The organism is Streptosporangium sp. NPDC023963, assembly GCF_040639135.1.
GTDB lineage: Bacteria > Actinomycetota > Actinomycetes > Streptosporangiales > Streptosporangiaceae > Streptosporangium.
In genome coordinates, this window is the sequence record NZ_JBEZZK010000021.1 from 150,799 (window position 1) to 174,633 (window position 23,835).

The 23,835-nt window shown below is 70.8% G+C and carries 24 protein-coding genes; 11 read left to right on the plus strand and 13 right to left on the minus strand.

Translation table 11 applies throughout. The features are described from left to right. The first annotated feature begins 68 nt into the window (after positions 1-68). Complete coding sequence (locus AB0F88_RS39465) at positions 69-527, plus strand: hypothetical protein (protein WP_362696329.1); 459 nt, start codon at positions 69-71, stop codon at positions 525-527. A gap of 76 nt (positions 528-603) precedes the next feature. On the opposite strand, the gene AB0F88_RS39470 is transcribed toward AB0F88_RS39465, so the two are convergent. Further along, entirely contained in the window at positions 604-1,455 is an 852-nt protein-coding gene (locus AB0F88_RS39470; protein ID WP_362696331.1) for a hypothetical protein, read from the minus strand. A 105-nt stretch (positions 1,456-1,560) separates the two neighbouring features. Here AB0F88_RS39470 and AB0F88_RS39475 point away from each other — a divergent pair, with 105 nt between their 5' ends. Continuing rightward, the gene (locus tag AB0F88_RS39475; protein ID WP_362696333.1) at positions 1,561-2,595 is read left to right on the plus strand and encodes an endonuclease/exonuclease/phosphatase family protein; all 1,035 of its coding nucleotides are present in this window, start codon (positions 1,561-1,563) and stop codon (positions 2,593-2,595) included. A gap of 154 nt (positions 2,596-2,749) precedes the next feature. Next, positions 2,750-3,463, plus strand: coding sequence for a haloacid dehalogenase-like hydrolase (locus tag AB0F88_RS39480; protein ID WP_362696335.1), 714 nt, complete (start codon positions 2,750-2,752; stop codon positions 3,461-3,463). A 67-nt stretch (positions 3,464-3,530) separates the two neighbouring features. On the opposite strand, the gene AB0F88_RS39485 is transcribed toward AB0F88_RS39480, so the two are convergent. Then, a complete protein-coding gene (locus tag AB0F88_RS39485; protein ID WP_362696337.1) occupies positions 3,531-4,124 on the minus strand; it encodes a TetR family transcriptional regulator in 594 nt (197 codons plus the stop codon). Positions 4,125-4,206: 82 nt separating this feature from the next. On the opposite strand from AB0F88_RS39485, the gene AB0F88_RS39490 reads away from it, so the two are divergent. Beyond that, on the plus strand, positions 4,207-5,103 hold the full coding sequence (locus AB0F88_RS39490) for an alpha/beta fold hydrolase (protein WP_362696339.1): 897 nt from the start codon (positions 4,207-4,209) through the stop codon (positions 5,101-5,103). A gap of 60 nt (positions 5,104-5,163) precedes the next feature. Then, on the plus strand, positions 5,164-6,015 hold the full coding sequence (locus AB0F88_RS39495) for a patatin-like phospholipase family protein (protein ID WP_362696341.1): 852 nt from the start codon (positions 5,164-5,166) through the stop codon (positions 6,013-6,015). Between the two features lie 175 nt (positions 6,016-6,190). On the opposite strand, the gene AB0F88_RS39500 is transcribed toward AB0F88_RS39495, so the two are convergent. Beyond that, positions 6,191-7,045, minus strand: coding sequence for an NAD-dependent protein deacetylase (locus AB0F88_RS39500; protein ID WP_362696343.1), 855 nt, complete (start codon positions 7,043-7,045; stop codon positions 6,191-6,193). A 260-nt stretch (positions 7,046-7,305) separates the two neighbouring features. Here AB0F88_RS39500 and AB0F88_RS39505 point away from each other — a divergent pair, with 260 nt between their 5' ends. Beyond that, positions 7,306-9,141, plus strand: coding sequence for a hypothetical protein (locus tag AB0F88_RS39505; protein ID WP_362696345.1), 1,836 nt, complete (start codon positions 7,306-7,308; stop codon positions 9,139-9,141). Between the two features lie 137 nt (positions 9,142-9,278). On the opposite strand, the gene AB0F88_RS39510 is transcribed toward AB0F88_RS39505, so the two are convergent. Then, the gene (locus tag AB0F88_RS39510; protein WP_362696347.1) at positions 9,279-9,875 is read right to left on the minus strand and encodes a TetR family transcriptional regulator C-terminal domain-containing protein; all 597 of its coding nucleotides are present in this window, start codon (positions 9,873-9,875) and stop codon (positions 9,279-9,281) included. Between the two features lie 209 nt (positions 9,876-10,084). On the opposite strand from AB0F88_RS39510, the gene AB0F88_RS39515 reads away from it, so the two are divergent. Beyond that, positions 10,085-11,101 carry an alcohol dehydrogenase catalytic domain-containing protein gene (locus AB0F88_RS39515; protein ID WP_362696349.1) on the plus strand — a complete coding sequence of 339 codons (1,017 nt, stop codon included), beginning with the start codon at positions 10,085-10,087 and terminating at the stop codon, positions 11,099-11,101. A gap of 58 nt (positions 11,102-11,159) precedes the next feature. Here AB0F88_RS39515 and AB0F88_RS39520 read toward each other — a convergent pair whose 3' ends face one another. The 3 genes from AB0F88_RS39520 to AB0F88_RS39530 form a co-directional block, all read right to left on the minus strand. After that, the gene (locus AB0F88_RS39520) at positions 11,160-11,903 is read right to left on the minus strand and encodes an MOSC domain-containing protein (RefSeq protein ID WP_362696351.1); all 744 of its coding nucleotides are present in this window, start codon (positions 11,901-11,903) and stop codon (positions 11,160-11,162) included. Continuing rightward, positions 11,900-12,037: a hypothetical protein gene (locus AB0F88_RS39525; RefSeq protein WP_362696353.1), complete on the minus strand. Its 138-nt coding sequence runs from the start codon at positions 12,035-12,037 to the stop codon at positions 11,900-11,902. The genes AB0F88_RS39520 and AB0F88_RS39525 overlap by 4 nt, the downstream gene beginning before the upstream one ends. 154 nt (positions 12,038-12,191) lie before the next feature. Continuing rightward, positions 12,192-12,737: a peroxidase-related enzyme gene (locus tag AB0F88_RS39530; protein ID WP_362696355.1), complete on the minus strand. Its 546-nt coding sequence runs from the start codon at positions 12,735-12,737 to the stop codon at positions 12,192-12,194. Between the two features lie 253 nt (positions 12,738-12,990). Here AB0F88_RS39530 and AB0F88_RS39535 point away from each other — a divergent pair, with 253 nt between their 5' ends. Next, positions 12,991-13,641, plus strand: a complete 651-nt coding sequence (locus tag AB0F88_RS39535) for a MarR family winged helix-turn-helix transcriptional regulator (RefSeq protein ID WP_362696357.1) — start codon at positions 12,991-12,993, stop codon at positions 13,639-13,641. 146 nt (positions 13,642-13,787) lie between these two features. Here AB0F88_RS39535 and AB0F88_RS39540 read toward each other — a convergent pair whose 3' ends face one another. The 5 genes from AB0F88_RS39540 to AB0F88_RS39560 form a co-directional block, all read right to left on the minus strand. Beyond that, positions 13,788-14,204, minus strand: coding sequence for a GNAT family N-acetyltransferase (locus AB0F88_RS39540; RefSeq protein ID WP_362696359.1), 417 nt, complete (start codon positions 14,202-14,204; stop codon positions 13,788-13,790). Between the two features lie 223 nt (positions 14,205-14,427). Further along, positions 14,428-15,294: an NAD(P)H-binding protein gene (locus AB0F88_RS39545; RefSeq protein ID WP_362696361.1), complete on the minus strand. Its 867-nt coding sequence runs from the start codon at positions 15,292-15,294 to the stop codon at positions 14,428-14,430. Between the two features lie 332 nt (positions 15,295-15,626). Further along, positions 15,627-17,537, minus strand: a complete 1,911-nt coding sequence (locus tag AB0F88_RS39550; RefSeq protein ID WP_362696363.1) for an ABC transporter ATP-binding protein — start codon at positions 17,535-17,537, stop codon at positions 15,627-15,629. Positions 17,538-17,638: 101 nt separating this feature from the next. After that, positions 17,639-19,372 (minus strand): ABC transporter ATP-binding protein, encoded by a 1,734-nt coding sequence (locus tag AB0F88_RS39555; protein WP_362696365.1) that lies wholly within the window; start codon positions 19,370-19,372, stop codon positions 17,639-17,641. Positions 19,373-19,661: 289 nt separating this feature from the next. Continuing rightward, on the minus strand, positions 19,662-20,270 hold the full coding sequence (locus AB0F88_RS39560; RefSeq protein WP_362696367.1) for a TetR/AcrR family transcriptional regulator: 609 nt from the start codon (positions 20,268-20,270) through the stop codon (positions 19,662-19,664). Positions 20,271-20,680: 410 nt separating this feature from the next. On the opposite strand from AB0F88_RS39560, the gene AB0F88_RS39565 reads away from it, so the two are divergent. Continuing rightward, complete coding sequence (locus AB0F88_RS39565; protein WP_362696368.1) at positions 20,681-22,018, plus strand: aminotransferase class I/II-fold pyridoxal phosphate-dependent enzyme; 1,338 nt, start codon at positions 20,681-20,683, stop codon at positions 22,016-22,018. Positions 22,019-22,239: 221 nt separating this feature from the next. Next, positions 22,240-22,371, plus strand: a complete 132-nt coding sequence (locus AB0F88_RS39570; RefSeq protein ID WP_362696370.1) for a hypothetical protein — start codon at positions 22,240-22,242, stop codon at positions 22,369-22,371. On the opposite strand, the gene AB0F88_RS39575 is transcribed toward AB0F88_RS39570, so the two are convergent. Further along, a complete protein-coding gene (locus AB0F88_RS39575; protein ID WP_362696372.1) occupies positions 22,368-22,760 on the minus strand; it encodes a hypothetical protein in 393 nt (130 codons plus the stop codon). The genes AB0F88_RS39570 and AB0F88_RS39575 overlap by 4 nt on opposite strands. A gap of 635 nt (positions 22,761-23,395) precedes the next feature. On the opposite strand from AB0F88_RS39575, the gene AB0F88_RS39580 reads away from it, so the two are divergent. Next, positions 23,396-23,755, plus strand: a complete 360-nt coding sequence (locus AB0F88_RS39580; RefSeq protein WP_362696374.1) for a DUF3140 domain-containing protein — start codon at positions 23,396-23,398, stop codon at positions 23,753-23,755. The last annotated feature ends 80 nt before the right edge of the window (positions 23,756-23,835 follow it).

Consider the following 23,835-nt stretch of genomic DNA (forward strand, 5'->3'; position numbering starts at 1 on the left):
TGTCGGTGGTGGTCGTTACAGTCGCCGAGCATTGTCGCCCTTTTGCTGAGGACTGTTGAGGAGACCGGATGACCGAGCCCGATGTGACGATGGCCAGGATCGGCCAAGGTGTCGAGCTGGGCCGGCGGGGTGAGCGAGAGGCCGCCCGGAAGCTGTTCTCCGAGCTGTGGGAGGAGATCGGTGTGACGGGCGACCCCCTGCACCGCTGCGCTCTCGCCCACTCGATGGCCGATGTTCAGGACGAGGTGCGGGAGGAACTGCTCTGGGACCTGCGCGCCCTGGAGGCTGCCGACCTGGTCACCGACGAGCGGGCTCGGCAGGCGGGTGTCGCCGGTCCCGTGAGCGGTTTCTACCCTTCCCTGCACCTCAACCTGGGTGACGCCTACCGCAGGCTCGGCGACCTCGACCGGGCGCGTGACCACCTCGAACGCGGGCGTGCCGCCGTTGGCGCACTCGGTGACGACGGGTACGGGCAGATGATCAGGCAGGGCCTGGAGCGGCTCGCCGGGCGGCTGCCGGCCTCCTAGACGAGTGGGTCCCACGTTCGATCGGTGATCGGGGGCGGGCCGGATGGCGGTGGCCGGTGCCAGGACGCGCCCCAGGTCACCCGGCGTGGCAAGAGCCCGACCAGCGGAGGCAGATGGGAAGCCGGCTCTTCGCGTCGAGCACCACCCGGTCGCCCAGCGGTTCCCGGAGCCGGACGACGCCCTCGCCGGACGCGCCGACGCCCATGCACAGGCCGTTCCTGCGCTCGCGGATCTCGATTCCGAGGACCACGACGTCGGGCCGCTCGTCGGTCCGCAGGTGCACGACCGGCCTCTTTTCGCCGAGGCAGATGCCGTAGTCGTAGCTCACCCGCAGCGTGCGCTCGTCGAGCACCTCGAAGCCCTCCACGTCGGGGGACAAGTGGTCGCCGACCACGTCCTCGACGGTGCCGAGCGTGGCCCGGTCGACCGCGGCGTGGTCGATCGGGCCGGGCAGGTTCGCGAAGGACAGCCGCCACGCCGGGACGGTGGCCATGCCGCGCAGGGTCCGCAGGCGCATGGTCGTGAAGGTGGCGGCGGTCATCTTGTACGCCCGATCGTCCCGGGCGGAGGCCTCCATCTCGTAGGGGGACAGTTCGATCAGCGCCTGGCGTGCGCCGATCACGGGGGCCCGCATGGTGGAGCCGTCGTCCCAGCGGATCCACGCCTCCTCGGGGGTCGCGGGGAGCGGGCCGGCCACCGCGAAGCCGTACTCCTCATCGCTCGAGATCTGCTTTTCCACGTCGTGCCGCATCTTGCTCAGGCCCTCCGTCGGGACGAAGCCGTCACGCCAGATCTCCGCCGCGCCGCTGGTCCGCCAGGTCCAGACGGCGCGGATGGCGTGGTCATCGAAGGTGAGCTGTCCGACGAGGAGGTGGCCGCCGCTGAGGAGCAGGGTCACCATCAGGAGCGTCAGGAGTAATCGCGGCATCCGAAGATTATTGGGGTGCCCTGGCAGGCTTGGGGGCTACTCGGCCGAATGCCCGTTCCGCGGGAGGGGGCCCGGCCGGGCCGCGATGATCGTACGGTCGGGTGTATGAGCGTCGAAGATCGGAAGGCCGCCGGCGAGGGGAGGAGCGCCCGTCGCGCCGGGCGCCGGGCGTGGGGCCGGGACGCGCCGGACGGAAGGTCCGGCGGGCCTTCGAAGTCACGGCCGCGCGGGTGGGTTCTCGCGTCGGCCGCCGTGCTGGTGGCGGGGCTGACGGCGTTCCCCGCCGTGGTGCCCAACACCGTGGGCAATCTCGGCAGCCTGCTGGAGACCTTCCTGCCCTGGACGGGCCTGGCCGTTCCGGTGCTGCTGGGGCTGGCGCTACTGCGCCGCTCGGCTCTCGCGGCGGTGTCCCTGGTGCTGCCCGCGGTGGTCTGGGCCGTGGTCTTCGGCGGGCGGGTGCTGCCCGCCGACCGGGGGGCGGCGGGCGACCTGACCGTGCTCCAGCACAACGTCGGCGAGGAGAATCCCGACCACGAGGGGACCGCGCTGGCCCTGGTACGGGCCGGGGCCGACCTCGTCGCCCTGGAGGAGCTGACGCCCGCCGTCCGGCCCGTCTACGAGAACGCCCTCGCGTCCGGCCACCCCCACCGCGCGGTCGCGGGCACCGTCGGCCTCTGGTCCAGGTACCCCCTGACGGACTCGCGGCCGGTGGACATCAGGCCCGCGGACGTCGGGCCCGACTGGAACCGAGGGCTGCGGGTCACCGCGCGGACGCCGCACGGGGACGTGGCCGTGTACGTCGCCCACCTGCCCTCGATCCGCATCCGGCCGCCGGACGGTTTCGGGTCCGGCCGCAGGGACGAGAGCGCCGCCAAGCTGGGGGCGGCCGTCGCCTCGGAGAAACTGGACAGGGTCATCCTGCTGGGCGACCTCAACGGCACCCTCGACGACCGCGGCCTGTCCCCGCTCACCTCCCGGCTGGCCTCGACGCGGAGGGGGTTCGGTTTCAGCTGGCCCGCCGCCCTCCCCCTCGCCCGGATCGACCATGTCATGACCCGTACGGCGATCCCCGTCGCCGCCTGGACCCTGCCCGCCACCGGCAGCGACCACCTGCCGCTCATAGCTCGGGTCGACCTCTGACGCCCGCGTTGACCTCTGGCGGCCGTGGGCGGCCGTGCCGATGTCGTTCGCGCCGTTCGCTTCGGGCTCCGGCCCCGCCGGTGACGGGATCCGCGCCCTTCCGGGAGGCCGGGCCGTCAAGACCCGGTGATCCGGGCTTGGTTATGCTCGGGCGGTGAGCTCCCCGAGAACGCTCGTGCTGTGGGACATCGACCACACGCTGATCGACGCCGGAGGTGTCACCGCCGACACCTATGACCACGCGTTGCACGCCACCACCGGCCGCCGGCTGGAGCACTCGGTGCAGGTGGCCGGGCGGACCGAGCGGGCGATCATCACCGAGATCCTCCAGGCGCACGACGTCGAGGTGTCGGACCGGCTCCTCGACTCCTTCTACGTCGCCCTCGCCGAGGCGTTCGTCGTACGCGAGGCCGTCATGCGGGAGCGCGGCCGGGCACTGTCGGGGGCACGTGAGGTGCTCGCGGCGCTGGCGGAACGCCGGGACGTGGTGCAGTCGGTGCTCACCGGCAACACCGAGCCGGTCTCGGTCGGCAAGCTCACCGTGTTCGGGCTGGACGGCTTCGTGGACTTCGAGGTGGGCGCGTACGGCACCGACCACGAGGACCGCGCCGCGCTGGTGGCCCTCGCGCAGCAGCGCGCCGCCGGCAAGTACGGGGAGCCCTTCACCGCACGCAACACCGTGCTGATCGGTGACACGCCGAACGACGTCCGCGCCGGTCACGAGGGCGGGGCGAGGGTGATCGCGGTGGCCACCGGCTTCAACGACGCGAGCGTCCTGGGCGAGGCCGGTCCCGAGTTGGTGCTGGGGGACCTCGCCGACACCGACACCGTCGTACGGTCCGTGCTGGGCGTGCCGGACCGGAAATGAGCCGGGGTCACGCGGGCTGAGATCACGCGGGCTGAGATCACGCGGGCCAGGGTCACGCGGGCCAGGGTCACGCGGGGATGAGCCGGGCGAGCCGCCCGCGCAGCACCGCCAGGGCGCTCTCCGCGTCGCGCTGCCCGGCCAGCACGGCGATGCCCAGTCCGGCGGCGGTGGCCAGCAGCACGATCGCCTCCGTACGGGGGTCGAGGTCCGCCGCCATGTCGCCGTCGTCCTGTGCCTGGGCGAGCCGGCCGGCCACGAACGACTCCATCGCGTCCGGTGCGGCCAGGAAGGGGTGCGCGGCCAGGGCCTCGTCGGTGACGGCCAGCACCGCGTAGGACGTGTAGGCGAGGTGGAAGGTCCGGCTGCGTTCGTCGGCCGGGATCGACTCGGTGAGGATGGCCTCCAGCACCTCGCGCGGCCGGTGCGTCCCGGCCAGCTTCGCCTTCAGCCGCTCCGCCATCTGCTCCGCGAGCCGCCGCAGCGCGAAGAGCGTGAGCTGCTCCTTGGTGTCGAAGTAGTGCTGTACCAGGTGGAGCGAGACGCCCGCCTCAGCGGCGACGGCGCGCATCGTGACGGCGTGCAGCCCGCGCGTGCCCATCACCCGCAGGAGCGCCTCGGCGATGTCGTTGCGTCGGCTCTCCCGGTTGTCGGCGCGGCTCATGCGACCTCTCCATGGACAGGGCCTCGATTAGTTGGTACAACCGTACCCTATACGTCTGTACCAACTTAATAAGGGGCAGATCATGGACGGCGGCACCCGCGCTCAGGTCGGGCACTTCACCAGCGAGGCGGCGGAACGGGAGTTCCGGGCCGCCTACGACACCGCGATGACACTGTGGCCGCCCCACGACACGATCGACGTGGAGACCGGGTTCGGAATCACCCGGGTCTATCGCCGCGGGCCGGTGGCGGGGGAGCCGATCGTGCTGCTCCACGGGCACGGTGCCAACGCCTCCACCTGGTACCACCAGGTGGCCGAACTCGGACGGCACCGTCCGGTCTACGCGATCGACACGATCGACGATCCCGGCGGCAGCGTGCAGCGCAGGCCAGTGACCGGTTCCGGCGACGCCGCGGCCTGGCTGTCGGAGGTCCTCGCCGGTCTCGACCTGACCCGCGCGCATCTGGTCGGCCTCTCCTACGGCGGCTGGCTCGTGCTCAACCAGGCCGTCCACCGGCCGGAGCGGCTCGCCTCCGTCACCCTGCTCGACCCCGGCGGCCTGGAGAAGGTGCCCGCGCGGTTCCTTCTCGGCCTGTTCGCGGCGGTGTTCGCGATGCGGGCGCCCGCGTCCTGGCGGCCCCCGCTGGCCCGCCTTCTGGCCGTGCACGCCCTGGTCGAGCGCTCCGAGATCATGGATCCCGTTCTGCTCGGCGCCCACGCCTTCCGCCCGCACCGCAGTCCCGCGCGGCGGTTCACCGACGACGAGCTCCGCCGCGTGACCGTGCCCACGCAGCTCATCCTCGCGGCCCGCACCACGTTGATGCGGCCCGCCCGGGCACTCGCCCGTGCCCGGCGGCTCCTGCCGCTGCGCCACTCGGAGATCGTGCCCGGCATCGGCCACGCAATCCCGTTGGAGGCGCCCGACCTGGTCACCGACCGCGTTCTCGGCTTCGCCGACCGTACGGCGGACCAGATCTGAGCAGGTCCGAGCAGCTGAGCATGTCCGAGCAGGTCCAGCAGGGGACGGGGAGGAGAGACGATGGCGGGCAGAGCGCTGGTGCTGGGTAGTGGCGGGATCGTCGGCATCGCGTGGGAGATCGGCGTCCTGGCCGGTCTGGCCGAGCACGGTGTCGACCTGGGCGAGGCCGATCTGGTGATCGGCACGTCCGCCGGGGCCGTGGTGGGCGCGCAGCTCGCCGCCGGCGTCGGTGTCGAGCACCTGTACGGCGGGCAGCTCGCGCCACCGGACGGCGAGCATGCTCCCAGGACCTCGGCGTTCGGCCTGGTGCGCCTTGTCTGGGCGCTGAGCCGGTCGAGGACCGCGACCGAGTTCGGCACCCGCATGGGCAGGATCGCCCTGGCCGCCAGGACCGCGCCGGAGGCCGAACGCCGGGCGGAGATCGCCCGGTGGCTCGGCGGGACACACGAGTGGCCGGATCGGCCGCTGATGATCACCGCTGTGGACGCCGGGACCGGCGAGCGGGTCACGTTCGAGGCCGGAAGCGGGGCGGACCTGGTGGACTGCGTCGCGGCCAGTACCGCGGGACCGGGCACCCGCCCGCCGGCCACCGTCGGCGGCCGGCGGTACATCGACGGCGGCATGTGTTCCCCGGGCAACGTCGACCTGGCCGCCGGCCACGACCGCGTCGTCGTGCTCGCGCCCGTGACACGCGGCGGCGGCGTCATGAAGGGGGTGGCGGAGCAGATCGCCGAGCTGGGCCCGGCCGCCGAGGCGGCGCTGATCGAGCCCGAGCCGGAGGCATGGAAGAAGGTCGTCGGCAGGGGTCTCGGCGGCATGCTGGACCCGGCCCGCCGCGCCCCCGCCGCCCGGGCGGGCCGCGCCCAGGCCGCCCGGGCGGCACCCCGGATAGCCCGCCTCTGGAACCCCTGACCCCAACGGCTCCCCGCGAGATCGTCGCCGGCCCGCGGGCATCGACGAGGACCACCTGCGGGACCGGACCAAGGTCCGCCTCCGGCGGGGCGAGGGGCTCGACGTGTCAGACGGAACGCGACCCCGGACCTCGCCGCGCCGGTGCCGTCGTACGGGTCGCGGTCGTACCGGCGGATCAGTACGGCGAGCCGGTGGGCACCGCCCCGGTGTCGATGAGGCGGACCAGTTCCGGGAGGACCGTGCCCAGGGGGGCGTCGACGGTGAGGGCCGCGTAGCCGTCGCCCCGGGTCGGGCCCTGGTTCACGATCGCCACGGGGATGCCGAGCTTCGCGGCGTGCAGCACGAACCGGCGGCCCGACATCACCGTCAGGGACGAGCCGAGAACCAGGAGCAGGCGCGCCCCCTCCACGAGCGCGTAGCACTCGCGCACCCGCTCCGCGGGGACGGTCTCCCCGAAGAAGACGACGTCGGGCTTCAGCATCCCCCCGTCGCACGCCCGGCACTCGACCACCTGGAAACCGTCGATCTCCTCGTCCGGCAGCTCGACGTCACCGTCCGGGTTGATCGCGGTGGGCAGGGCGCCGAACCGCGGGTTGGCCTGGGTCAGGCGGTGGTCCAGCTCCTCGCGCGGGCTGGTGTGGCCGCAGCCCAGGCAGACCACGTCCCGCAGGTTGCCGTGCAGCTCGATGACCGCCCCGGCGCCGCCCGCCTGGTGCAGGCCGTCGACGTTCTGCGTCACGATGCCGGACACCAGGCCTCGCCGCTGGAGGGACGCGACCGCGCGGTGGCCGCTGTTCGGCGTCGCCCGGGTCATCGCCCGCCAGCCGATGTAGCTGCGGGCCCAGTAGCGCCGCCTGGCCACCGGATCGCCGGTGAACGTCTGATAGGTCATGGGGGTGTGCCGGTTCAGGGTCCCGCCAGGCCCCCGGTAGTCGGGGATCCCCGACTCCGTCGATATCCCGGCGCCGCTCAGCACCAGGACGCCGCCCTCGGCCAGCAGTTCCGCCAGCGTGCTCGTACCGTCGCTCACCCCTCCATGCTGCCCCACCCGCACGGGCGGGGCAGCCTCGGGTCCTGCCCGCCGCCCACCGTCCCGGCGGCCCCGTACGGGTGCCCGGTCCGTGGACCCGGTGGTGGTGATCGTGCCGACCTCGCTTGACCGATCACCGTGCTCGGGGCTCCACCCCTCGTACCGCGCGGGAGGGAACGGCACGCGCGTCTTGGCGGGCATCCGTATCGAGGAGGTGAGAACCTTTCCGGAAACTGTCATTGGAACGAGTCAATAGCGTCATGGGCATTGTTCGCGGCCGGGATTACTGTGACGGCGTGATGGGATTCGAGATCGAACTGGACAGGCGCGTCACCAACGCCGACGGAGGGATGTTCGACGGCGACGAACTGCTCGCCGGTTTCAAGGAAGGCCGGTTCCGGCTCCTGACCGACGCCCGCGACGCGGACGAGGTGAAAGACAGTGGTGAATCCATCGACTACTCGAACGTCGAGTTCGTCACCGACCCGTTCGACCAGTTGGCGCCGGGTGACCCGGTCGGTCCCTTGCTGGCCGGACTCAGAGGGGTCGCCGACGTGCTGTACTCCCCGAAGGGGAGGACCTCCCTGGTAAAACTACTGTCGTTGCAGAAACTCGGTTTCTGGGTGACCCGAACCAATGGTGCCGGAGCTTTCGTCGAATCCGACCTCAGGATCGCGGGACCGAAAAAGAAGGTCTACATGGTGTCCGACAAAGGGGTGGAAAACCTTTTCGTGCACTATACGGTCGGGGTTCCGATCGGCAAGCTCGACGAAGCCCTGCGTTGGATCGGGCAGAAGGCGCGCGCGGTGGGCAAACGACCCTTCGCCAAGATCAGCTGTGTTCGCGCGGCACATGCCGGGACCGCGGCCGAGATCATGTTCACCCAGTGGGCCGGGCGAAGGCAGATCGCCGTGACGGAGGAGGAGCGCACCACGCTCCGCGGATTCGTCGCCCTGGTGTACACCCAGGTCGCCGCGATCATCGATCACTCGTACGTGGAGGGTGCGGGACAGATCAAGAACAAGGCCGTCGCGCTGTCGCGCGTCCCTTTGCGAGAGGTGGCGAAGACGCTCCCCGAACAGGTGCAGTGGTTCCTCAAGGAACAGGCGTTCGCCACCCTGCTCGCGGACACGGACGACGCGGAGCTGAAGGATCTGAACGCGTTCGTCGCTGTGCAGGTCGCGAGCGCGCAGCGGCACAGGGAGCAGCGGTACGCCGACGCCGAGGCCGACCTCGCCACGATCCTGGCCGACATCGCGGCGGCCGAGGCCAAGAATTCCGATGACCCGGAGGACGCCTGGAATCTCTCGGAATTGAGGGCGAGCGCACGCGATATCACTCTCAATCGCGACTATGTCGACCAGGCTCTGAACGAATGGCAGAACTTGGCGGGATTCCTGCCCTCTTACAAGAAGGTCTACCAGGAACAGCAGGACCCGAAATTCGGATTCCCGTGGTCGATTCTGGATGACGCGCTCGTCCCGGCGCTTGAGGGCAGGGCGATCAGTGCCGCGCCGACCGGTAGGGAATCACCCGGGGACCTGTTCGAGGCCGGCGCGCCCGAGGGGAGCGAGAACGGTCCCGACGGCGGCCCGATACGTGACCTGGAAACCCTGACGACATGCAATCCCGAGGAAGATGAGGACACTGCGATATCGGAGGTGAACCGGCTGACGGTGGGCGCGTTTTTGAACAGCGCGCTGCTCCTTCCCGGCGTGCCCACCGTTTCCGTGGAGCGGGTCTTCGGCGGGATGAAGGAGATCCACGAACCGGACCACTACCTGGCCGGCGGCGTGTCATACCGCCTCGTCCCCCTCGAACTCCGCGCCCACGGCGACGAGGAGGTGAACTGGAAGCAACTGGAGGTCGATATCCGGGAGATCATCGGCTTCTCTCACACGCTGTTCCCGGCTCCTCCGCCAGTCCATGCCCCGGTTCACGCTCCGGTCCATCCCCCCGCGCAGCCCCCTGGTCAAGCCGGCGCCGGCAAGCGCCAGGCCACCGACCCCCCGGCGGGTGCCACACCACCGCCGACGAAGATCATCAGAATCAACCAGGACACGCCGATGGTGACGGAGAACGACCATCCGCAATAGCGGCGCCGGTGTCGTGAATCCTCCGGGCCGCCCGGCGTGACGGGGACGGGCGGGCACCGGGCGAATCGCCCGGTGCCCGCCCTCACCCGATCGGCCGGCTTCCGGTACGTGGCGCGGTCGCGAGCTCGCGGAGTCCGTCATGCGCCGGTGTGATCGTCGCCCCGGGCCAGCAGCGTGCCGAACGCGACGGTGAAGAAGGAGTCGAAGGCGCTCACCGAACGGTCGGCGCGGGCCACGACGAGGGTGCCCTCCCAGGCGCCGAGAAGGAAGCGGGCCGTCGCCTCCGGGTCGAGGTCGGGGCGTACCGACCCGGCGTGACGGGCTTCGGTGAGCGCCGCCGCGATCAGGGCGGTCCACTGCTGGAAACTCCGGTGCACGGCCGTGCGGATGACGTCGCTGCGATCGGCGATCTCGGCGCCGAAGTTGCCGATGAGGCATCCCCGGGTGAATCCGTGCCGCACGGTCTCGTCGCGGAGGAACTCGAAGTGCCTGCGCAGGCGGGTGAGGGGTTCCACCTCGCCGTCGGCGAGATCCTCCATGCGAAGCCCGGCGCCGTAGTGTTCCAGGGCCACGACGGCGAGGGACTCCTTGCTGTCGAAGTGGTTGTAGAAGGACCCCTTCGGCGTGCCGGCCGCGTCGGTGATGTCCTTCACACCGGCCGCGTTGTAGCCCCGGATGTGGAACTGCTCCAGCGCGGCCCCGACGATCTCCGCGCGCATGCTCTTCCTGGCCATGGTTGCCCCCTCGCCCCCAATATGGCCGGTCGTCTTGGGTGCTGTCAAACCGAGGGGCCGAGAGATCCCGCCAGGTCACAGTGCTGTTGACACTTTTAAGACGACCGGTCATATTGAAAACGCCCGGGACACCTCCGGGACCGTTTCGCCGGCCGCCACGGTCGCGAAGCGGGTGCGAACCCCCATGACGAACCCCCAGGAGGAGAACGATGTCCACCTACCGTGCCTTCGAAGTGACCGGATCGCGGAAGTTCGAGCTCGTGACCCGCGAGCTCCGGCAGCCGCCCGTGGGGCAGGTCCGGATCCGGGTCGAGAGCTGCGGGGTCTGTCACACCGACTTCCTCGCCGTCGAGGGAGTCCGGGCCGACCCGGAACGGCCCGTCGTTCCCGGCCACGAGATCGTCGGCGTCATCGACGCGGTGGGCGAGGGCGTGACCGGCTGGCGGGTGGGGGACCGGGTGGGCGTCGGGTTCCTGGGCGGTCAGTGCGGTGAGTGCGACCCCTGCCGGAGGGGTGACTTCGTCAACTGCGCGAACCAGCACCAGATGGGGACCACCGTGGACGGCGGCTACGCCGAGGTCGTCTTCGCCAGGGGCAGCGGGCTCGTACGCATTCCTGAGGGCATGAGCTCCGTCGAGGCGGCGCCGCTGCTGTGCGCCGGTCTCACGACGTTCAAGGCGTTGCAGCAGGTGGACGGCCCCCCGGGAGCCCTGGTGGCCGTGCAGGGGATCGGGGGGCTCGGTCACCTCGGCCTGCAGTACGCCGCCAGGCTCGGTTACCGCGTGGCCGCCATCGCCCGGGGAACGGGCAAGGCCGAGCTGGCGAGGCGGCTGGGCGCGGACCACTACATCGACAGCTCCAGTGAGGACCCGGGTGCCGCCCTGCGGGAGCTCGGGGGCGCGGCCGCGATCATCGCGACGGCCGCGAGCGGTGCCTCGATGACGGGGCTGGTCACCGGGCTCGCGCCTCGCGGCCGCATGGTGGTCGTCGGAGCCGCCATGGACCCCATCTCCGTCAACACCGCGGACCTCATCTTCGGCACCCGCACGCTCAGCGGGAGCCTCACCGGCAGCTCGATCGAGAACGAGGACAACCTCGCCTTCAGCGGGCGGCACGGTATCCGCGCGATGATCGAGACCGTGCCGTGGGCGGAGGCGCCGAAGGCGTACGAACGCATGATGAGCGGTGAGGCCCGGTTCCGCGTCGTCCTCGACGTGGCGGCCTGAGCCGGGCGCGCGTCTCGATTCGAAAGAACGGCGTTCGCGGGGACGCGGGTACGGGTGGTCATGCGGTCTCCTTCGTCGTGCCGGGCGGAACGGCGGGCTCGGTGTCCGCCGGTCCGGTCGACGCCGAGCCGTGCAGGCGTTCCCCCTGGTCGTCGAGCTGCCCGTCGAGGCGCTTGCGGAGCAGCCCGGCCCAGGAGTCGGGCAGCACCTCGGGGTGGTCGAGCAGGCGCCGGGCGGCGGCCAGGTCGGCGCGGTCGACGTTGAGCACGCGGTGCGCCTCGGCGGCGGTGATGCCGTGGCCGGGGCTGAACAGCAGGTCGAGGCCGTCACCGGCCTCCAGCCGGCCGGGGCGCAGCACCCGGCAGTAGAAGCCGGTCCTGCCGCTGCGCTGGGTCAGGACGGCCAGGTCCGCGATGCCGTGGTGGGCGGCCAGCTTGTAGCAGGGCCTGCGCGGCTGGGTCACCTGCAGTACGGCGGTGCCGACGGCGTAGACCGAGCCCAGCACGGCGTCGTCCTCCACGATCCCGGAGATCGTGAGGTTCTCCCCGAACGCGGGCGGGGTGAGGTGACCGAGCAGCCGGGCCCATGCCCGGTAGTGCTCGACGGGGTAGAGCAGGAGCGCCTTGTCCGGACCTCCGTGGTGTTTCCGGTCCCCCTGCTCGTCGCCCGTCACGCCGAGCCGGGTGACCTCGACCGGCCCGTGGACGGGGCTCTTCCCGATACCCGACGCCACGGTGCGTCCGTGCCAGGGCAGGGGGCGCACGACCCCGGTGGACACGACCAGCACCCGTCCGGCGGTCACCGCCGCTCACCTGCCGTGGCCGGCGGGTGCTCGGCCCAGCTGGGTATCCGCCCCTCGGTGCCGGCCGCGGACAGCGCCGGCGCGATCGGGCCAGGGCCCTCGAACGGGACGTGCCTGCTCACCACCGCGTGCATACGGGACTCCTCTTGGCCGGGCCGATTTCGTCGGGCCGATTTCGTTGGGTCGCTTCCGGAAAGTTGGGTCGCTTCGGGAAAGCGGTACGCGCCAGGGGCCGACGGGGCGGGACGCGGGCGGCGGGCGACTCGCCCGCCGCCCGCCCCCGCCTGGTCAGCCGGCCTTGCGCAGGGCGACCTTCGGGAAGTCGACGGGGACCGACAGCGCGACGTTGACGTAGTTGGTGAAGAGGTTGAGCGCGACGTGCGCCACCAGCTCCACGATCTCCTCGTCGTCGAAGCCGGCCGCGCGCAGCGCTTCGACGTCGGAGTCCGTCACCTGCGCGCGGTCCTCCACCAGCTTGGCGGCGAATCCGAGCGCGGCGCCGACGCGCGGGTCGTGCGAGTGGCCGTCCTGGGCCCGGCTCATGTCCTCCGCGGAGACGCCGGCCTTGCGGCCCAGGGCGGTGTGGGCGGCCAGGCAGTACTCGCAGCTGTTGCGGTCGGCGACGAGCACGGCGATCTGCTCGCCGAGGCGGGCGCCCAGGCGTCCGCCGCCGAGGGCCCCGAAGCCGGCCCACATCATCTTGAGCGCGGCCGGTGAGTTGGCGACGGCCTTGAACATGGCCGGCGTCGTGCCGAATGTCGCGGTGATGTCGTCCAGCAGAGGCTTGGACTCACCGGTAGCGCCCTGAGCGTCGATCAGTTTGACACGGGACATCGAGTGGTGCTCCTGTCATCATCAAAAGATGGGTGAGGTGCCGTGAACGTGCACTGTCTGCGCGCACGTCCGAATGTTGAGACCAGAAGTCTCACGGTCGTAATTGAGGCCGGGCACCAGAAGCGCCGCGACGTGGGCATGGCGAACAGAGTCCGCGCAGGTGATCGCCCTGGAACGCTTGGCTCAATCAACCGTTAGCAGTACTATCAATGCTGAACGGTGCCACGTCAAGCCAAAGTTAGGAGTGCTAAACATGACTGAGGGCTTCGACGCGATCAGCGAGCCTGTCGCGAGGCGCGTGACGAGCGGCCTCTCCAAGATCGGCATGGTGCTCCGGAGCAGGGCGTGGAAGGGCGCCGGGCCCGCGGGCGTGACGCCGACCCAGGCGCAGGCCCTGGAACTGCTGCGCGGGCGGCCGACGAGCCTCGGCGGCCTCGCCGCCCGCCTGGGCGTCTCGGCCGCGACCGCGAGCAACGCCGTGGGCACGCTCGTGGAGAAAGGGCTCGTGGTGAAGGAGCCCGGAGCGAACAAACGATCCGTGACCCTGCGTCTCACCCCCGCCGGCGAGACGACGGCGGATCAGGCGAGCGAGTGGCCCGGCTTCCTGAGCGGCGCCGTCGAAACGCTCGACTCCCGCGAACAGACCGCGATGTTACGGTCGCTGATCAAGCTGATCCGCACGTTGCAGCAGAACGGCGACATCCCGCCGCAACGCATCTGCGTCACCTGCCGCTTCTTCCAGCCGTACGTCCACGCGGACTCCGCGAACCCTCACCACTGCGACTACCTGAACGAACCGTTCGGGGATCGGCATCTGCGCCTGGACTGCGCCGAGCAGGCCGACGCCTCCCCCGAGCAGCAACAGCTCGCCTGGCAGCGCTTCACCTCCGCGTGGACGGCCTAGATCACGGTTCGTCGCTCCAGCGGGACCACGCCTCGCCGTTCTGGATGTGAAGCGGGAACTCTGTCACCGGACGATGCGGTCCTGTCAGGCGCACCGCTCGCGTGATCTCGTCATACCTCGCCACTGGAGCCCACGTACCCGGCCGATCAGGTCGTCGGCCAGGCGTACTCGAACTCGGGCAGTTCAAAGCCCTGCGGGAAACGGCACATCCGCTCGTCCGTGCGGCGGGCGCCGTGTCGTTCGTAGAAGGCGATGGCGCGCGTGTTCGCACGGAGCACCTCCAGATAGACCTCCCTGCCGGGGTGCTCGTCCGCCGCCCATGCCAGCCCTCGCCGCAGCAGTCGCGTTCCGATGCCCGAGCCGGTGCTCCCCGGCCGCACGTGGAGGTTGTCGAGGAGGATCCGCCCGCCGGGAGCCGGAAGCAGGTAGACGAAGCCGGCCAGCTCTCCGTCGCCGTCGCGAGCGACGAACAGCCCCGATCCCCGTACGGGCGAAGTCAGCCGTTCCCGCCACAACACCAGCCGATCGTCGGCCAGGGGTCCGTTCAGGAAGCTGTCGGGCATGATCCCCGCGTACGCTGAACGCCAACTGTCCACGTGCAGAGCAACGATGGGAAAAATGTCATCAGCTATTCCGCTTCTCAGTTGCATGGCAGCGAGCGTCCCATATAGGACGAAATGAGACGTGTGGTGCCCTGACCGTCCAGCGGTGACCTGCCGAGCCGAATGGCCGGCGCTGAGGCGATCTCATGCTCTGAACCTCATGCGGGCCCTGGCTCGGGGCGCGTCAGAGGAAGTCGCCGACGTGGTCGGCCGCCCACCGCCGGAACGGGGTGGCCGGCCTCCCGGTGAGCTCCTCCACCGTGGAGGTGGCCGGCTCGGGGGAGGTCACCATCTGCCCGTACGCGTCGATCATTTCCTCCGCCGCCGCGGGCGGCCAGCCCTGGTCGAGCAGCCCGCGCAACGCGACCTCGGGCGAGAGCTCCTCCCAGCGGACCGGCCGGCCGACGGCCTCGCCGATGACGGTCACCTGCTCGACCTGGGTCAGGGTCTCGGGGCCGCTCAGCACGTACCTCGCCCCGGCGTGGCCGGTGCCGGTGCCGGTGAGCACGCTCACCCCTGCGGCGGCGATGTCACCCTCGTGGATCAGCGCCCTGGAGGCGGCTCCGTGGATCCAGCGGACGGTCCCGGTCTCCCGGATCTGCGAGGCCCACATCAGGGTGTTGGCGGCGAACCCGTCGGGCCGCAGGAACGTCCACTCCAGCCCGGACCGCTCGATCAGCCGCTCGACGAGGGCGTGGGAGCCGAGGATCGAGTGCGGGTCCTGCTCGGGCGCGCCCGGCACGGGGTCGGGGACGCCGCGCGCGGAGACGTAGACGATCCGGCTGGCGCGTCCGGCGATCGCCTCGATGGTCGCGGGTGCCGCGTGGTCGGCCGAGAGGGTGGGCCAGACGAGGAACACCGACTCGATTCCGTCCAGGGCGTCGTCCAGCGTGGCGGGGTCGGCCAGGTCGCCGCGTACGACCTCGGCGCCCTCCGGGAGGGTCGCGGACGCGGGGTCGCGGGTCAGCGCGCGCACCGCGACGCCCGCGTCGAGGAACCGGGACACGGCCTGCCCGCCGACCTTGCCGGTCGCTCCGGTGACCAGGATCATGCGGTTCTCCTTCGATGGTGGGGATGTCCAGGCCAGCCTGCGACCTCACCTTCGGTTGAAGTCAAGGGGACGTGGCACGGGCCGGACGTACCTGGGGAGAGAGGGCGTCGGTGTCGAGGCCGGACCGCTCTGGAGCGCGCCCTCCTGAGCCGCCGGGCCGCCGGGGTGGCGGGGCGTCGGGGCAGCGGAACAGTGGGGTGCCGAGAAAGCGGGGCGGCGGGTCGTGGCGATGACCGGCGGCCGTGCCGGACATCCGCGGTGCCCGGCGCGACGACGCCCGGCACCGCCCGCACGGTGTGCACATGCGGGTGGTGCCGGGCGTGCGGCGGGGTTCAGCGTACGGCGGACTCCTCGTCGTCCGTGACCACGGCGCCGCTGAACTGCGCCGAGTACAGGCGGTGGTAGGCGCCTCTCGCGGTGAGCAGCTCGTCGTGGGTGCCGTGCTCGACGATGCGCCCCGCGTCCATCACCAGGATGAGGTCGGCGTCGCGGATGGTGGACAGCCGGTGGGCGATGACGAAGCTGGTGCGGTCCGAGCGGAGCGCGGCCATGGCGTGCTGCACCAGGACCTCGGTGCGGGTGTCGACCGAACTGGTGGCCTCGTCCAGGATGAGCAGGGACGGGTTGGCGAGGAAGGCGCGGGCGATGGTCAGCAGCTGCTTCTCCCCGGCGCTGACGTTGCTCCCCTCCTCGTCGATCACGGTGTCGTAGCCGTCGGGCAGCGTGCGGACGAACCGGTCGACGAACGTGGCGCGGGCGGCGGCCTGGAGCTGCTCCTCGGTGGCCTGCGGGTTGCCGTAGGCGATGTTCTCGCGGATGGTGCCGCCGAACAGCCAGGTGTCCTGGAGCACCATGCCGATGTGCGAGCGCAGGTCGTCGCGGCGCATCGCGGTGATGTCGACGCCGTCGAGGGTGATCCGTCCCGAGTCCAGCTCGTAGAAGCGCATGACGAGGTTGACCAGGGTGGTCTTGCCCGCGCCGGTCGGGCCGACGATCGCGACCGTGTGCCCGGGTTCGGCCACCAGGGACAGGTCCTCGATGAGGGGCTGCTCCGGGTCGTAGCTGAAGGACACGTGCTCGAACTCGACACGGCCCCGCCTGACGGTCGGAGGCACCGGGACCGCGGGGTCCGGGGCCTGCTCCTCGGCGTCGAGCAGCTCGAAGACGCGCTCGGCCGAGGCCACCCCCGACTGCAGCAGGTTGGCCATCGAGGCGACCTGGGTGAGCGGCTGGGTGAACTGCCGCGAGTACTGGATGAACGCCTGCACGTCGCCCAGGCTCATCGACCCGGTGGCGACCCGCAGGCCGCCGACGACGGCGATGGCGACGTAGTTGAGGTTCCCGATGAACATCATCGTCGGCATGATGATCCCGGAGACGAACTGGGCGCCGAAGCTGGCCTTGAACAGCTCCTCGTTGCGCTGCCTGAACACCTCCTCGACCTCGGGGCGGCGTCCGAACACCTTCACCAGCTCGTGACCGGTGAACGCCTCCTCGATGTGGGCGTTCAGGGTGCCGGTGTGGGCCCACTGCGCGACGAAGTGCTTCTGCGAGCGCTTCGCGATCTGCGCGGTGACGACCATCGACAGCGGGATGGTGATCAGGGCGATCAGCGCGAGCAGCGGCGAGATGAAGAACATCATCGCCAGCACGCCGATCACGGTCAGCAGCGAGGTCAGCAGCTGGCTCATCGTCTGCTGCAGGGTCTGGGACACGTTGTCGATGTCGTTGGTGACCCGGCTGAGCAGCTCGCCGCGCGGCTGGCCGTCGAAGAACCGCAGGGGGAGCCGGTTCAGCTTGTCCTCGACGTCCTCGCGCAGCCGGAACACGGTGCGCTGCACCACGTCGTTGAGCACGTAGCCCTGGATCCAGGCGAAGGCCGACGCCGCGACGTAGATGCCCAGGACCCACAGCAGGACCGTGCCCAGCGCGCCGAAGTCGATGCCCCGGCCCGGTACGAAGTCCTCCAGCCCCGCGAGCAGGTTGGCGAAGTTGTCGTTGCCCGACGCGCGGGCGGCGGCGATCGCCTGCTCGGGGGTCGTGCCGGCGGGCAGCTGCTTGCCGATCACCCCGGTGAAGATCAGGTCCGTCGCGTGGCCGAGGATCTTCGGTCCGATGACGTTCAGCACCACGCTGGTCACGGCGAGGGCGATCACGATGATGAGTTTCGGGCGGTCGGGATCCAGGCGCCGCATCAGCCGGCGCGCGGACGGCCCGAAGGTCATCGATTTCTCCGCGGGCATCCCGGCTCCGCCGAAGGGACCGCGGCCGAAGCCGGGCCCTCCGGCCGGAGGACCCGGGGGGCGCGGGGGGCGCGGTCGCGTGGTCGTCGTGGGCCGGTCGCTCATGCTGCGGTCTCCGCGGCTAGTTGGGACTCGACGATCTCGAGGTAGGTGGGGCAGGAATCCAGCAGCTCGTCGTGGGTTCCCAGGCCGACGATCACGCCGTCGTCCAGGACGATGATCTGGTCGGCGTCGGCGATGGTGGAGACCCGCTGGCCGACGATGACGACGGCGGCGTCGGCGGTGTGCGGGCGCAGGGCGGCCCGCAGCCGCGCGTCGGTGGCCAGGTCGAGGGCCGAGAACGAGTCGTCGAACAGGTAGATCTCGGGCTTGCTGACCAGCGCCCTGGCGATGGCGAGCCGCTGCCGCTGCCCGCCGGACACGTTCGTGCCGCCCTGCGCGATCGGCGCCTCCAGACCCTCGGGCATCGCCTCGACGAAGTCGCGGGCCTGGGCGACCTCCAGCGCCTCCCACAGCTCCGCGTCGCTCGCGTCCGGGTTGCCGTACCGCAGGTTGCTCGCGACGGTGCCGCTGAACAGGTACGGCCGCTGCGGCACCAGGCCGATGCGCGTCCAGAGCGTCTGGGGGTCGAGGTCGCGGATGTCGACGCCGTCGACCGACACCGTGCCCGAGGTGGCGTCGAACAGCCGGGGGATCAGGGAGATCAGCGTCGTCTTGCCGGAGCCCGTGCTGCCGATGACGGCGGTGGTCTGTCCCGCCTCCGCGCGGAAGGAGATGCCGGACAGCACCGGTGCCGCCGCGCCCGGGTAGCGGAACTCGACGTCGCGCATCTCCAGCTCGGCGCGCCCGCTCACCTGCCGTACCGGGTCGCGGGGCGGTGTCACCGACGACTCGGTGTCGAGCACCTCGACGATGCGCTCGGCGCAGACCGCGGCACGCGGGATCATCATCGAGATGAAGGTGGCCATCATCATCGACATGAGGATCTGCATCAGGTACATGAGGAACGCGGTGAGGGCGCCGACCTGCATCTCGCCGCTGTCCACCCGCGCGGCGCCGAACCAGAGCACGGCGATGCTGGAGACGTTGAGGATCAGCATCACGGTCGGGAAGATGAGCGCGGTCAGCCGTCCGACGCGCAGCGACGTGTCGGTCAGCGCCTGGTTGGCCTCGGCGAACCTGCGGGTCTCCTCGCGCTCGCGGACGAAGGCGCGCACCACGCGGATGCCGGTGAGCTGCTCGCGCAGCACCCGGTTGACCGTGTCGATGCGGTCCTGCATCGCGCGGAACTGGGGGACCATGCGGGTGATGATCAGGCCGATCGACACCAGCAGCGCGGGGACGCAGACCAGCATGAGCCAGGACAGGCCGAGGTCCTGGCGCAGGGCCATGATGATGCCGCCGACGCCCATGATCGGCGCGGCGACCAGCATCGTGCAGGTCATCACGACGAGCATCTGGACCTGCTGCACGTCGTTGGTGCCGCGGGTGATCAGCGAGGGGGCCCCGAACTGGGAGACCTCCCTGGCGGAGAACCCGCCGACCTGGTGGAAGACGGCCGAGCGGACGTCCCGCCCGAAGCCCATGGCCGCGAGGGAGCCGTAGTAGACCGCCGCGATCGAGCAGGCGATCTGTACGAGGGAGACGAGCAGCATCCAGCCGCCGGCGGACAGGATGTAGCCGGTGTCGCCGGTGGCGACGCCTCGGTCGATGATGTCGGCGTTCAGGCTGGGCAGGTACAGGGAGGCGATGGTGCCGACGAGCTGCAGCACCACCACGGCGGTCAGCACCCACGAGTAGGGGCGCAGGTACGTGCGGAGCAGGCGGGTCAGCATGAGGTCTCTTCACGTGGGGTGGCCGGGCGAGGGGCGTCGTGCCGGGGATCCGGCCGCCGGCCGGTCTCGCCCGTCGCCCCGGTAACCGGGATCATGGGGATCTCCTCCAGGGAGTGTCGGGGATCAGCCTGCGACGTGAACCTCGGTTGAGGTCAAGGAGGACGTCGAGGCGAGGGATCGGGTCGGGGCGGATCGGGTCGGGGGTCGGGTCGAGACGGAGAGGACCGGGGTCGCAGGGCCGTAGGGACCGTCGGGCCGTCGGGACCGCCGGACCGCCGGACCGTCGGGGTCAGGGAAGCGGTTCGGGGGCGCCGGGGCGCAGGCGGACCCCGTCGAGCAGCATGGAGACGATCTCCGAGGCTGCCACCGGGTCGTTCTCGACGAGCCGGGGATGGGTGCACGCGATGGTCAGTAGTTGCAGCCGGCGCGCGGCCTCGCGCGGTTCGAGCCGCAGCCGGTCGCGGGCGGGTTCGATCAGGTCGGTGAGCGCCTGCCGGATGAGGGCGCTCTCCTCGGAGAGGTTCTGGTGGTTGCGGCCGGCCTCGAGGGCTTTCAGCCCGATCGCGTCCACCACGCGGAAGATGCGCGCGGTGCGCCGCTGCAGGATCTCGACCGCCGCGACGAGCCGGACGTCCAGGGGAGCCGTACGATCGACGGCCTCCAGCTCGTCCAGCAGCGGGGAGGAGTCGAAGGCGCTGGCGACGGCCGCGTTCACGAGCTCGTCCTTGGTGGTGAAGACCCGGAAGATCGTCCCCTCGGCCACGCCCGCGGCCTGCGCGATCTGCCGGGTGCTCACGTCGGGGCCCTCGGCGAGCACGAGCGACAGGGTGGAGGCGACGAGCGCCGCGCGCCGCTCGTCGGGGGGGAGGGGGGTCGCCCGCTGCGAGGTCGATGTCACGCCGGGCATCCTATCCAAGGAGTGAGTGAGTTGCTCACTCATTTAAATGGGTCCCGTCGTGCGGTCCTGAGGCGGCCCCGTCGCACGGCCTCGAGGCGGCCTGGTCGTGCGGCTCGAGCGGTCCTGCCGGGCGGCCTCGAAGCGGCCCGGTCGTGCGGCTCGGCGGTCCCGTCACGCGGCCTCGAAGCGGTCCCGTTCCGGGACCGAGAGGCCGTCGGTACGGGGAGACGGAAGGTGCGTCTGGGGTCTCTGTGGAAGAAGTGATCTTTTTCCGGCAAATGTAGGAAAAAGCAGCTAGAAAGCCCATCTTTCACCTGATGCGCCGGGCGTCGTCGGCGATCTAACGTCGTGTGGCAGACACCGTGACGTCATCGCGACAGCCGTCTGCCTGTCGGCCAGGAGATCACCCGATGCCCCGTGCCCTCGCCCACCGTCCCTGGGTGCCCGCCGCCACCGAGGATCGCGTCCAGTCCGTCCTGAAGGCCGTGACGGACCAGACCGCCTCCACGGTCCAGAGCGAGATCGAAAGACTGGTGGCCGACAACCACCGCATCCACGACATAGAGTCGGTCAACCTGAACCCGGCCACGAACATCATGAACCCGCGGGCCGAGGCCCTGCTCTCGGCCAACCTCGGGTCGCGGCCGTCGCTGGGCTACCCGGGTGAGAAGTACGAGATGGGCCTGGAGGCGATCGAGCAGATCGAGATCGTCGCCGCCGAGCTGGTCGCGGAGGTCTTCGGCGCGCGCTACGCCGAGGTGCGCGTCGGCTCCGGGGCGCTCGCGAACCTCTACACGTTCATGGCCACCTGCGAACCCGGTGACACGATCATCGCCCCTCCGGCGAGCATCGGCGGCCACGTCACCCACCACCAGCCGGGCGCGGCCGGCCTGTACGGGCTGCGGATCGTTCCCGCCCCCGTCACGTCCGACGGCTACACGGTGGACGTCGACGCCCTGCGAGAGCTCGCCGGGCGGGTACGGCCGAAGCTGATCACCATCGGCGGCAGCCTCAACCTGTTCCACCATCCCGTGGCCCGGATCCGCGAGATCGCCGACTCGGTCGGCGCCCGCGTGCTCTTCGACGCCGCCCACCTGTGCGGGATGATCGCCGGGAAGGTCTGGCCGCAGCCGCTCGACGAGGGCGCCCACCTGATCACCATGAGCACGTACAAGAGCCTGGGCGGTCCCGCGGGCGGCCTCGTCGTGACCGACGACGCCGAGCTGGCCCAGCGGCTCGAGGCGATCGCCTACCCGGGGCTGACCGCGAACTTCGACGCGGGCAAGACCGCGGCGCTCGCCATGACGATGCTCGACTGGAAGGCCGCGGGACCCGCCTACGCGCGGGAGATGGTCGCGACCGCGCGGCGGCTGGCGGAGGAGCTGCTCGCCCTCGGGGTCCCGGTCTTCGCCGCCGAACGCGGCTGCACCCGCTCCCACCAGTTCGCCGTCCTGGCCCACCGCTACGGCGGCGGCCAGCGGGCCGCCCGGCGGCTGCGCGAGGCCAACCTTCTCGCCTGCGGCATCGGCCTGCCGTCGGAGGCGGTCGAGAGGGACACGAACGGCCTGCGCGTCGGTACGCCGGAAATCGTCAGGCTCGGGATGACCGAGGCGGACATGCCGGAGCTGGCCGCGTTCGTCGCCCGGGGCCTGGACGAGAACGTCGACCCGGGCACCGTGGCGCCGGAGGTCACCGAGTGGCGGAGCCGCTTCTCCGGAGTGCGCTTCACGGTGGACAACCCCGCCTGAGGAGGGCCGGCCGGTCGGGCTTGCCTCGGAGGGGTCTGTCCTGGACGGGACGTTCCGAGGTGACGGCGCGGCCGGCTGACGGCCGGCCGCGCCCGGGCACCGCGGAACCGGCCACCGGGCAGGATGAGGGTGTCGAAGGCCGGTTTGTGGCGACCGGCCTGGACACCCTCGTGACACGTCTCATGTGAGGACCGACGACGGGTTCGAAGGAACGCGGTGCCTTGACCGGCCGTTCCCGCTCGGTGCGTCCCGGCGACGGCGCGGCGATCCGGCACGACGACAGGGCCGGCGCGCCGACCACCAGGTCACCGATCGTCAACGACCACCGGCCCGCTTCGGAACCTCTCGACTAGAAGGGGCTGCCGGGCCAGAAGTACTGATTGCCGCGCAAGGAGTACTTCTGGCGGCCGGGCGAGGAGCCGCCTTGGCGATCGGCCTCGGGCTGTTGCTGCCGGCGATCGGCCTCGGGTTGTTGCTGCCGGCGGCCGGCCTCGGGTTGTTGTTGCCGGCGGCCGGGTGAGAAACGGTGCTGCCGGAGGCCGGGTGCGGAGCGGGGCTGGTAATGGCCGGGTGAGGAGCGGTGCTGTCGGTGACCGCCGGGGGACGGATCACTCGGAAGTACGGATACCGGAGCGGCTTCCTGGGGTGTCGCTTTCGCCCCGGCGGGCTGAACCGGCATCGTCATGGCGACGATGAAGCCGGAGGCCGCCAATGTGCCGATGGTGAGAACGTGCTTGAACATGTCACTCCGTCTCTGATGTTTCAGTCCGGCATGCCGCCTGGTCCTGAAGGGCGCCAATCCGGTTTCCAGAAATATGTGGAATCGATGTCACACAAAACGCTAGTTCAGGGGCATCCGGGCGTTCACCCCGCACAAGACAAAGCCTTGGTCCGGGATCGCCGCCGAAGAGAAAGGCCGAGGTCACGCCGGATCGGGAATTGCGGGCTCAACTCTGGCGACAAATTTCATCTTAAATTCTGACATTTAAGAAAATAGCGGCTGAATGTCCTTGGTCGCATGAGGTCACTCTCCGGCAGGGTCGCCTTCCCTCTTTGGAGGACTTTTCCAGAAGGCCCGTCCGAGGGAATTCTGTTTCGGAGGGCTCGGCCGGTCGCCGCTGTCCGGGCAGGGGCGTGCGCTCGGAGGGCGGCCCCACCCGAGGGCGGCTCCCATCCGGCTGTGGAGGGCCCCACCCGAAGGTGGCTCTCATCCGGCTGTGGAGGTCCCTTTCCCCATCCGTGCCCCGGCTCTCGTGTTATCGGTGTGGAAGCCGGGGTAGGGCGGGCCGTGCGCCCGCCGTCGCGCGCACTCTCGCCGGTGGCCGGTTCGTGTCCGGGGCGTGGCCGTACCGGCCTGTCATGAGAGAGGAGAGCATGATGGCCGACGAATCGGATCTGATCCTCGACCTGGTGTGGCAGGAGTTCCACGAGGTCGTGAACATGACGTCGGAGGAGCTGAGGGCCTTCCTGCTGGCCTCGGCCTCCGCGTCGGCGAACGGTGCCGACGCGGTGAGCCCCGAGGCGGCCATGCCGCCGCTCGGGCGCCAGGTGCTCCAGGTTCTCGGCAAGCGGAAGGCCGACCTGACCGCCGACGACGTCGAGACGATGCGGCAGGCCGTCGACCGCGTCGAGGACACGCTGGCCGAGGGAGCGGTCGACGAGGACGACGACGACCGGCGCCGGGCGTTGCTGGAGGTCGGGCACAACCCGCTGCGGCCGTCACGGCTGGGGGGCTGACCCCGGGCCGTGATCGAAAGCCGCTGATTTCCGGCCGCCGGACGATGGCCATCGTCCGGCGGCCAGATCGGTCGAGCACA

What these genes read in the sequence shown, in the direction of transcription:
- AB0F88_RS39555 (WP_362696365.1), bottom strand. Translation starts at nt 19,372, where the DNA reads ATGCTGACCCGCCTGCTCCGCACGTACCTGCGCCCCTACTCGTGGGTG.
- AB0F88_RS39550 (WP_362696363.1), bottom strand. Translation starts at nt 17,537, where the DNA reads ATGCCCGCGGAGAAATCGATGACCTTCGGGCCGTCCGCGCGCCGGCTG.
- AB0F88_RS39505 (WP_362696345.1), top strand. Translation starts at nt 7,306, where the DNA reads ATGGGCATTGTTCGCGGCCGGGATTACTGTGACGGCGTGATGGGATTC.
- AB0F88_RS39475 (WP_362696333.1), top strand. Translation starts at nt 1,561, where the DNA reads ATGAGCGTCGAAGATCGGAAGGCCGCCGGCGAGGGGAGGAGCGCCCGT.
- AB0F88_RS39540 (WP_362696359.1), bottom strand. Translation starts at nt 14,204, where the DNA reads ATGCCCGACAGCTTCCTGAACGGACCCCTGGCCGACGATCGGCTGGTG.
- AB0F88_RS39525 (WP_362696353.1), bottom strand. Translation starts at nt 12,037, where the DNA reads ATGCACGCGGTGGTGAGCAGGCACGTCCCGTTCGAGGGCCCTGGCCCG.
- AB0F88_RS39530 (WP_362696355.1), bottom strand. Translation starts at nt 12,737, where the DNA reads ATGTCCCGTGTCAAACTGATCGACGCTCAGGGCGCTACCGGTGAGTCC.
- AB0F88_RS39545 (WP_362696361.1), bottom strand. Translation starts at nt 15,294, where the DNA reads ATGATCCTGGTCACCGGAGCGACCGGCAAGGTCGGCGGGCAGGCCGTG.
- AB0F88_RS39565 (WP_362696368.1), top strand. Translation starts at nt 20,681, where the DNA reads ATGCCCCGTGCCCTCGCCCACCGTCCCTGGGTGCCCGCCGCCACCGAG.
- AB0F88_RS39580 (WP_362696374.1), top strand. Translation starts at nt 23,396, where the DNA reads ATGGCCGACGAATCGGATCTGATCCTCGACCTGGTGTGGCAGGAGTTC.
- AB0F88_RS39485 (WP_362696337.1), bottom strand. Translation starts at nt 4,124, where the DNA reads ATGAGCCGCGCCGACAACCGGGAGAGCCGACGCAACGACATCGCCGAG.
- AB0F88_RS39575 (WP_362696372.1), bottom strand. Translation starts at nt 22,760, where the DNA reads ATGTTCAAGCACGTTCTCACCATCGGCACATTGGCGGCCTCCGGCTTC.
- AB0F88_RS39495 (WP_362696341.1), top strand. Translation starts at nt 5,164, where the DNA reads ATGGCGGGCAGAGCGCTGGTGCTGGGTAGTGGCGGGATCGTCGGCATC.
- AB0F88_RS39535 (WP_362696357.1), top strand. Translation starts at nt 12,991, where the DNA reads ATGACTGAGGGCTTCGACGCGATCAGCGAGCCTGTCGCGAGGCGCGTG.
- AB0F88_RS39515 (WP_362696349.1), top strand. Translation starts at nt 10,085, where the DNA reads ATGTCCACCTACCGTGCCTTCGAAGTGACCGGATCGCGGAAGTTCGAG.
- AB0F88_RS39490 (WP_362696339.1), top strand. Translation starts at nt 4,207, where the DNA reads ATGGACGGCGGCACCCGCGCTCAGGTCGGGCACTTCACCAGCGAGGCG.
- AB0F88_RS39470 (WP_362696331.1), bottom strand. Translation starts at nt 1,455, where the DNA reads ATGCCGCGATTACTCCTGACGCTCCTGATGGTGACCCTGCTCCTCAGC.
- AB0F88_RS39510 (WP_362696347.1), bottom strand. Translation starts at nt 9,875, where the DNA reads ATGGCCAGGAAGAGCATGCGCGCGGAGATCGTCGGGGCCGCGCTGGAG.
- AB0F88_RS39465 (WP_362696329.1), top strand. Translation starts at nt 69, where the DNA reads ATGACCGAGCCCGATGTGACGATGGCCAGGATCGGCCAAGGTGTCGAG.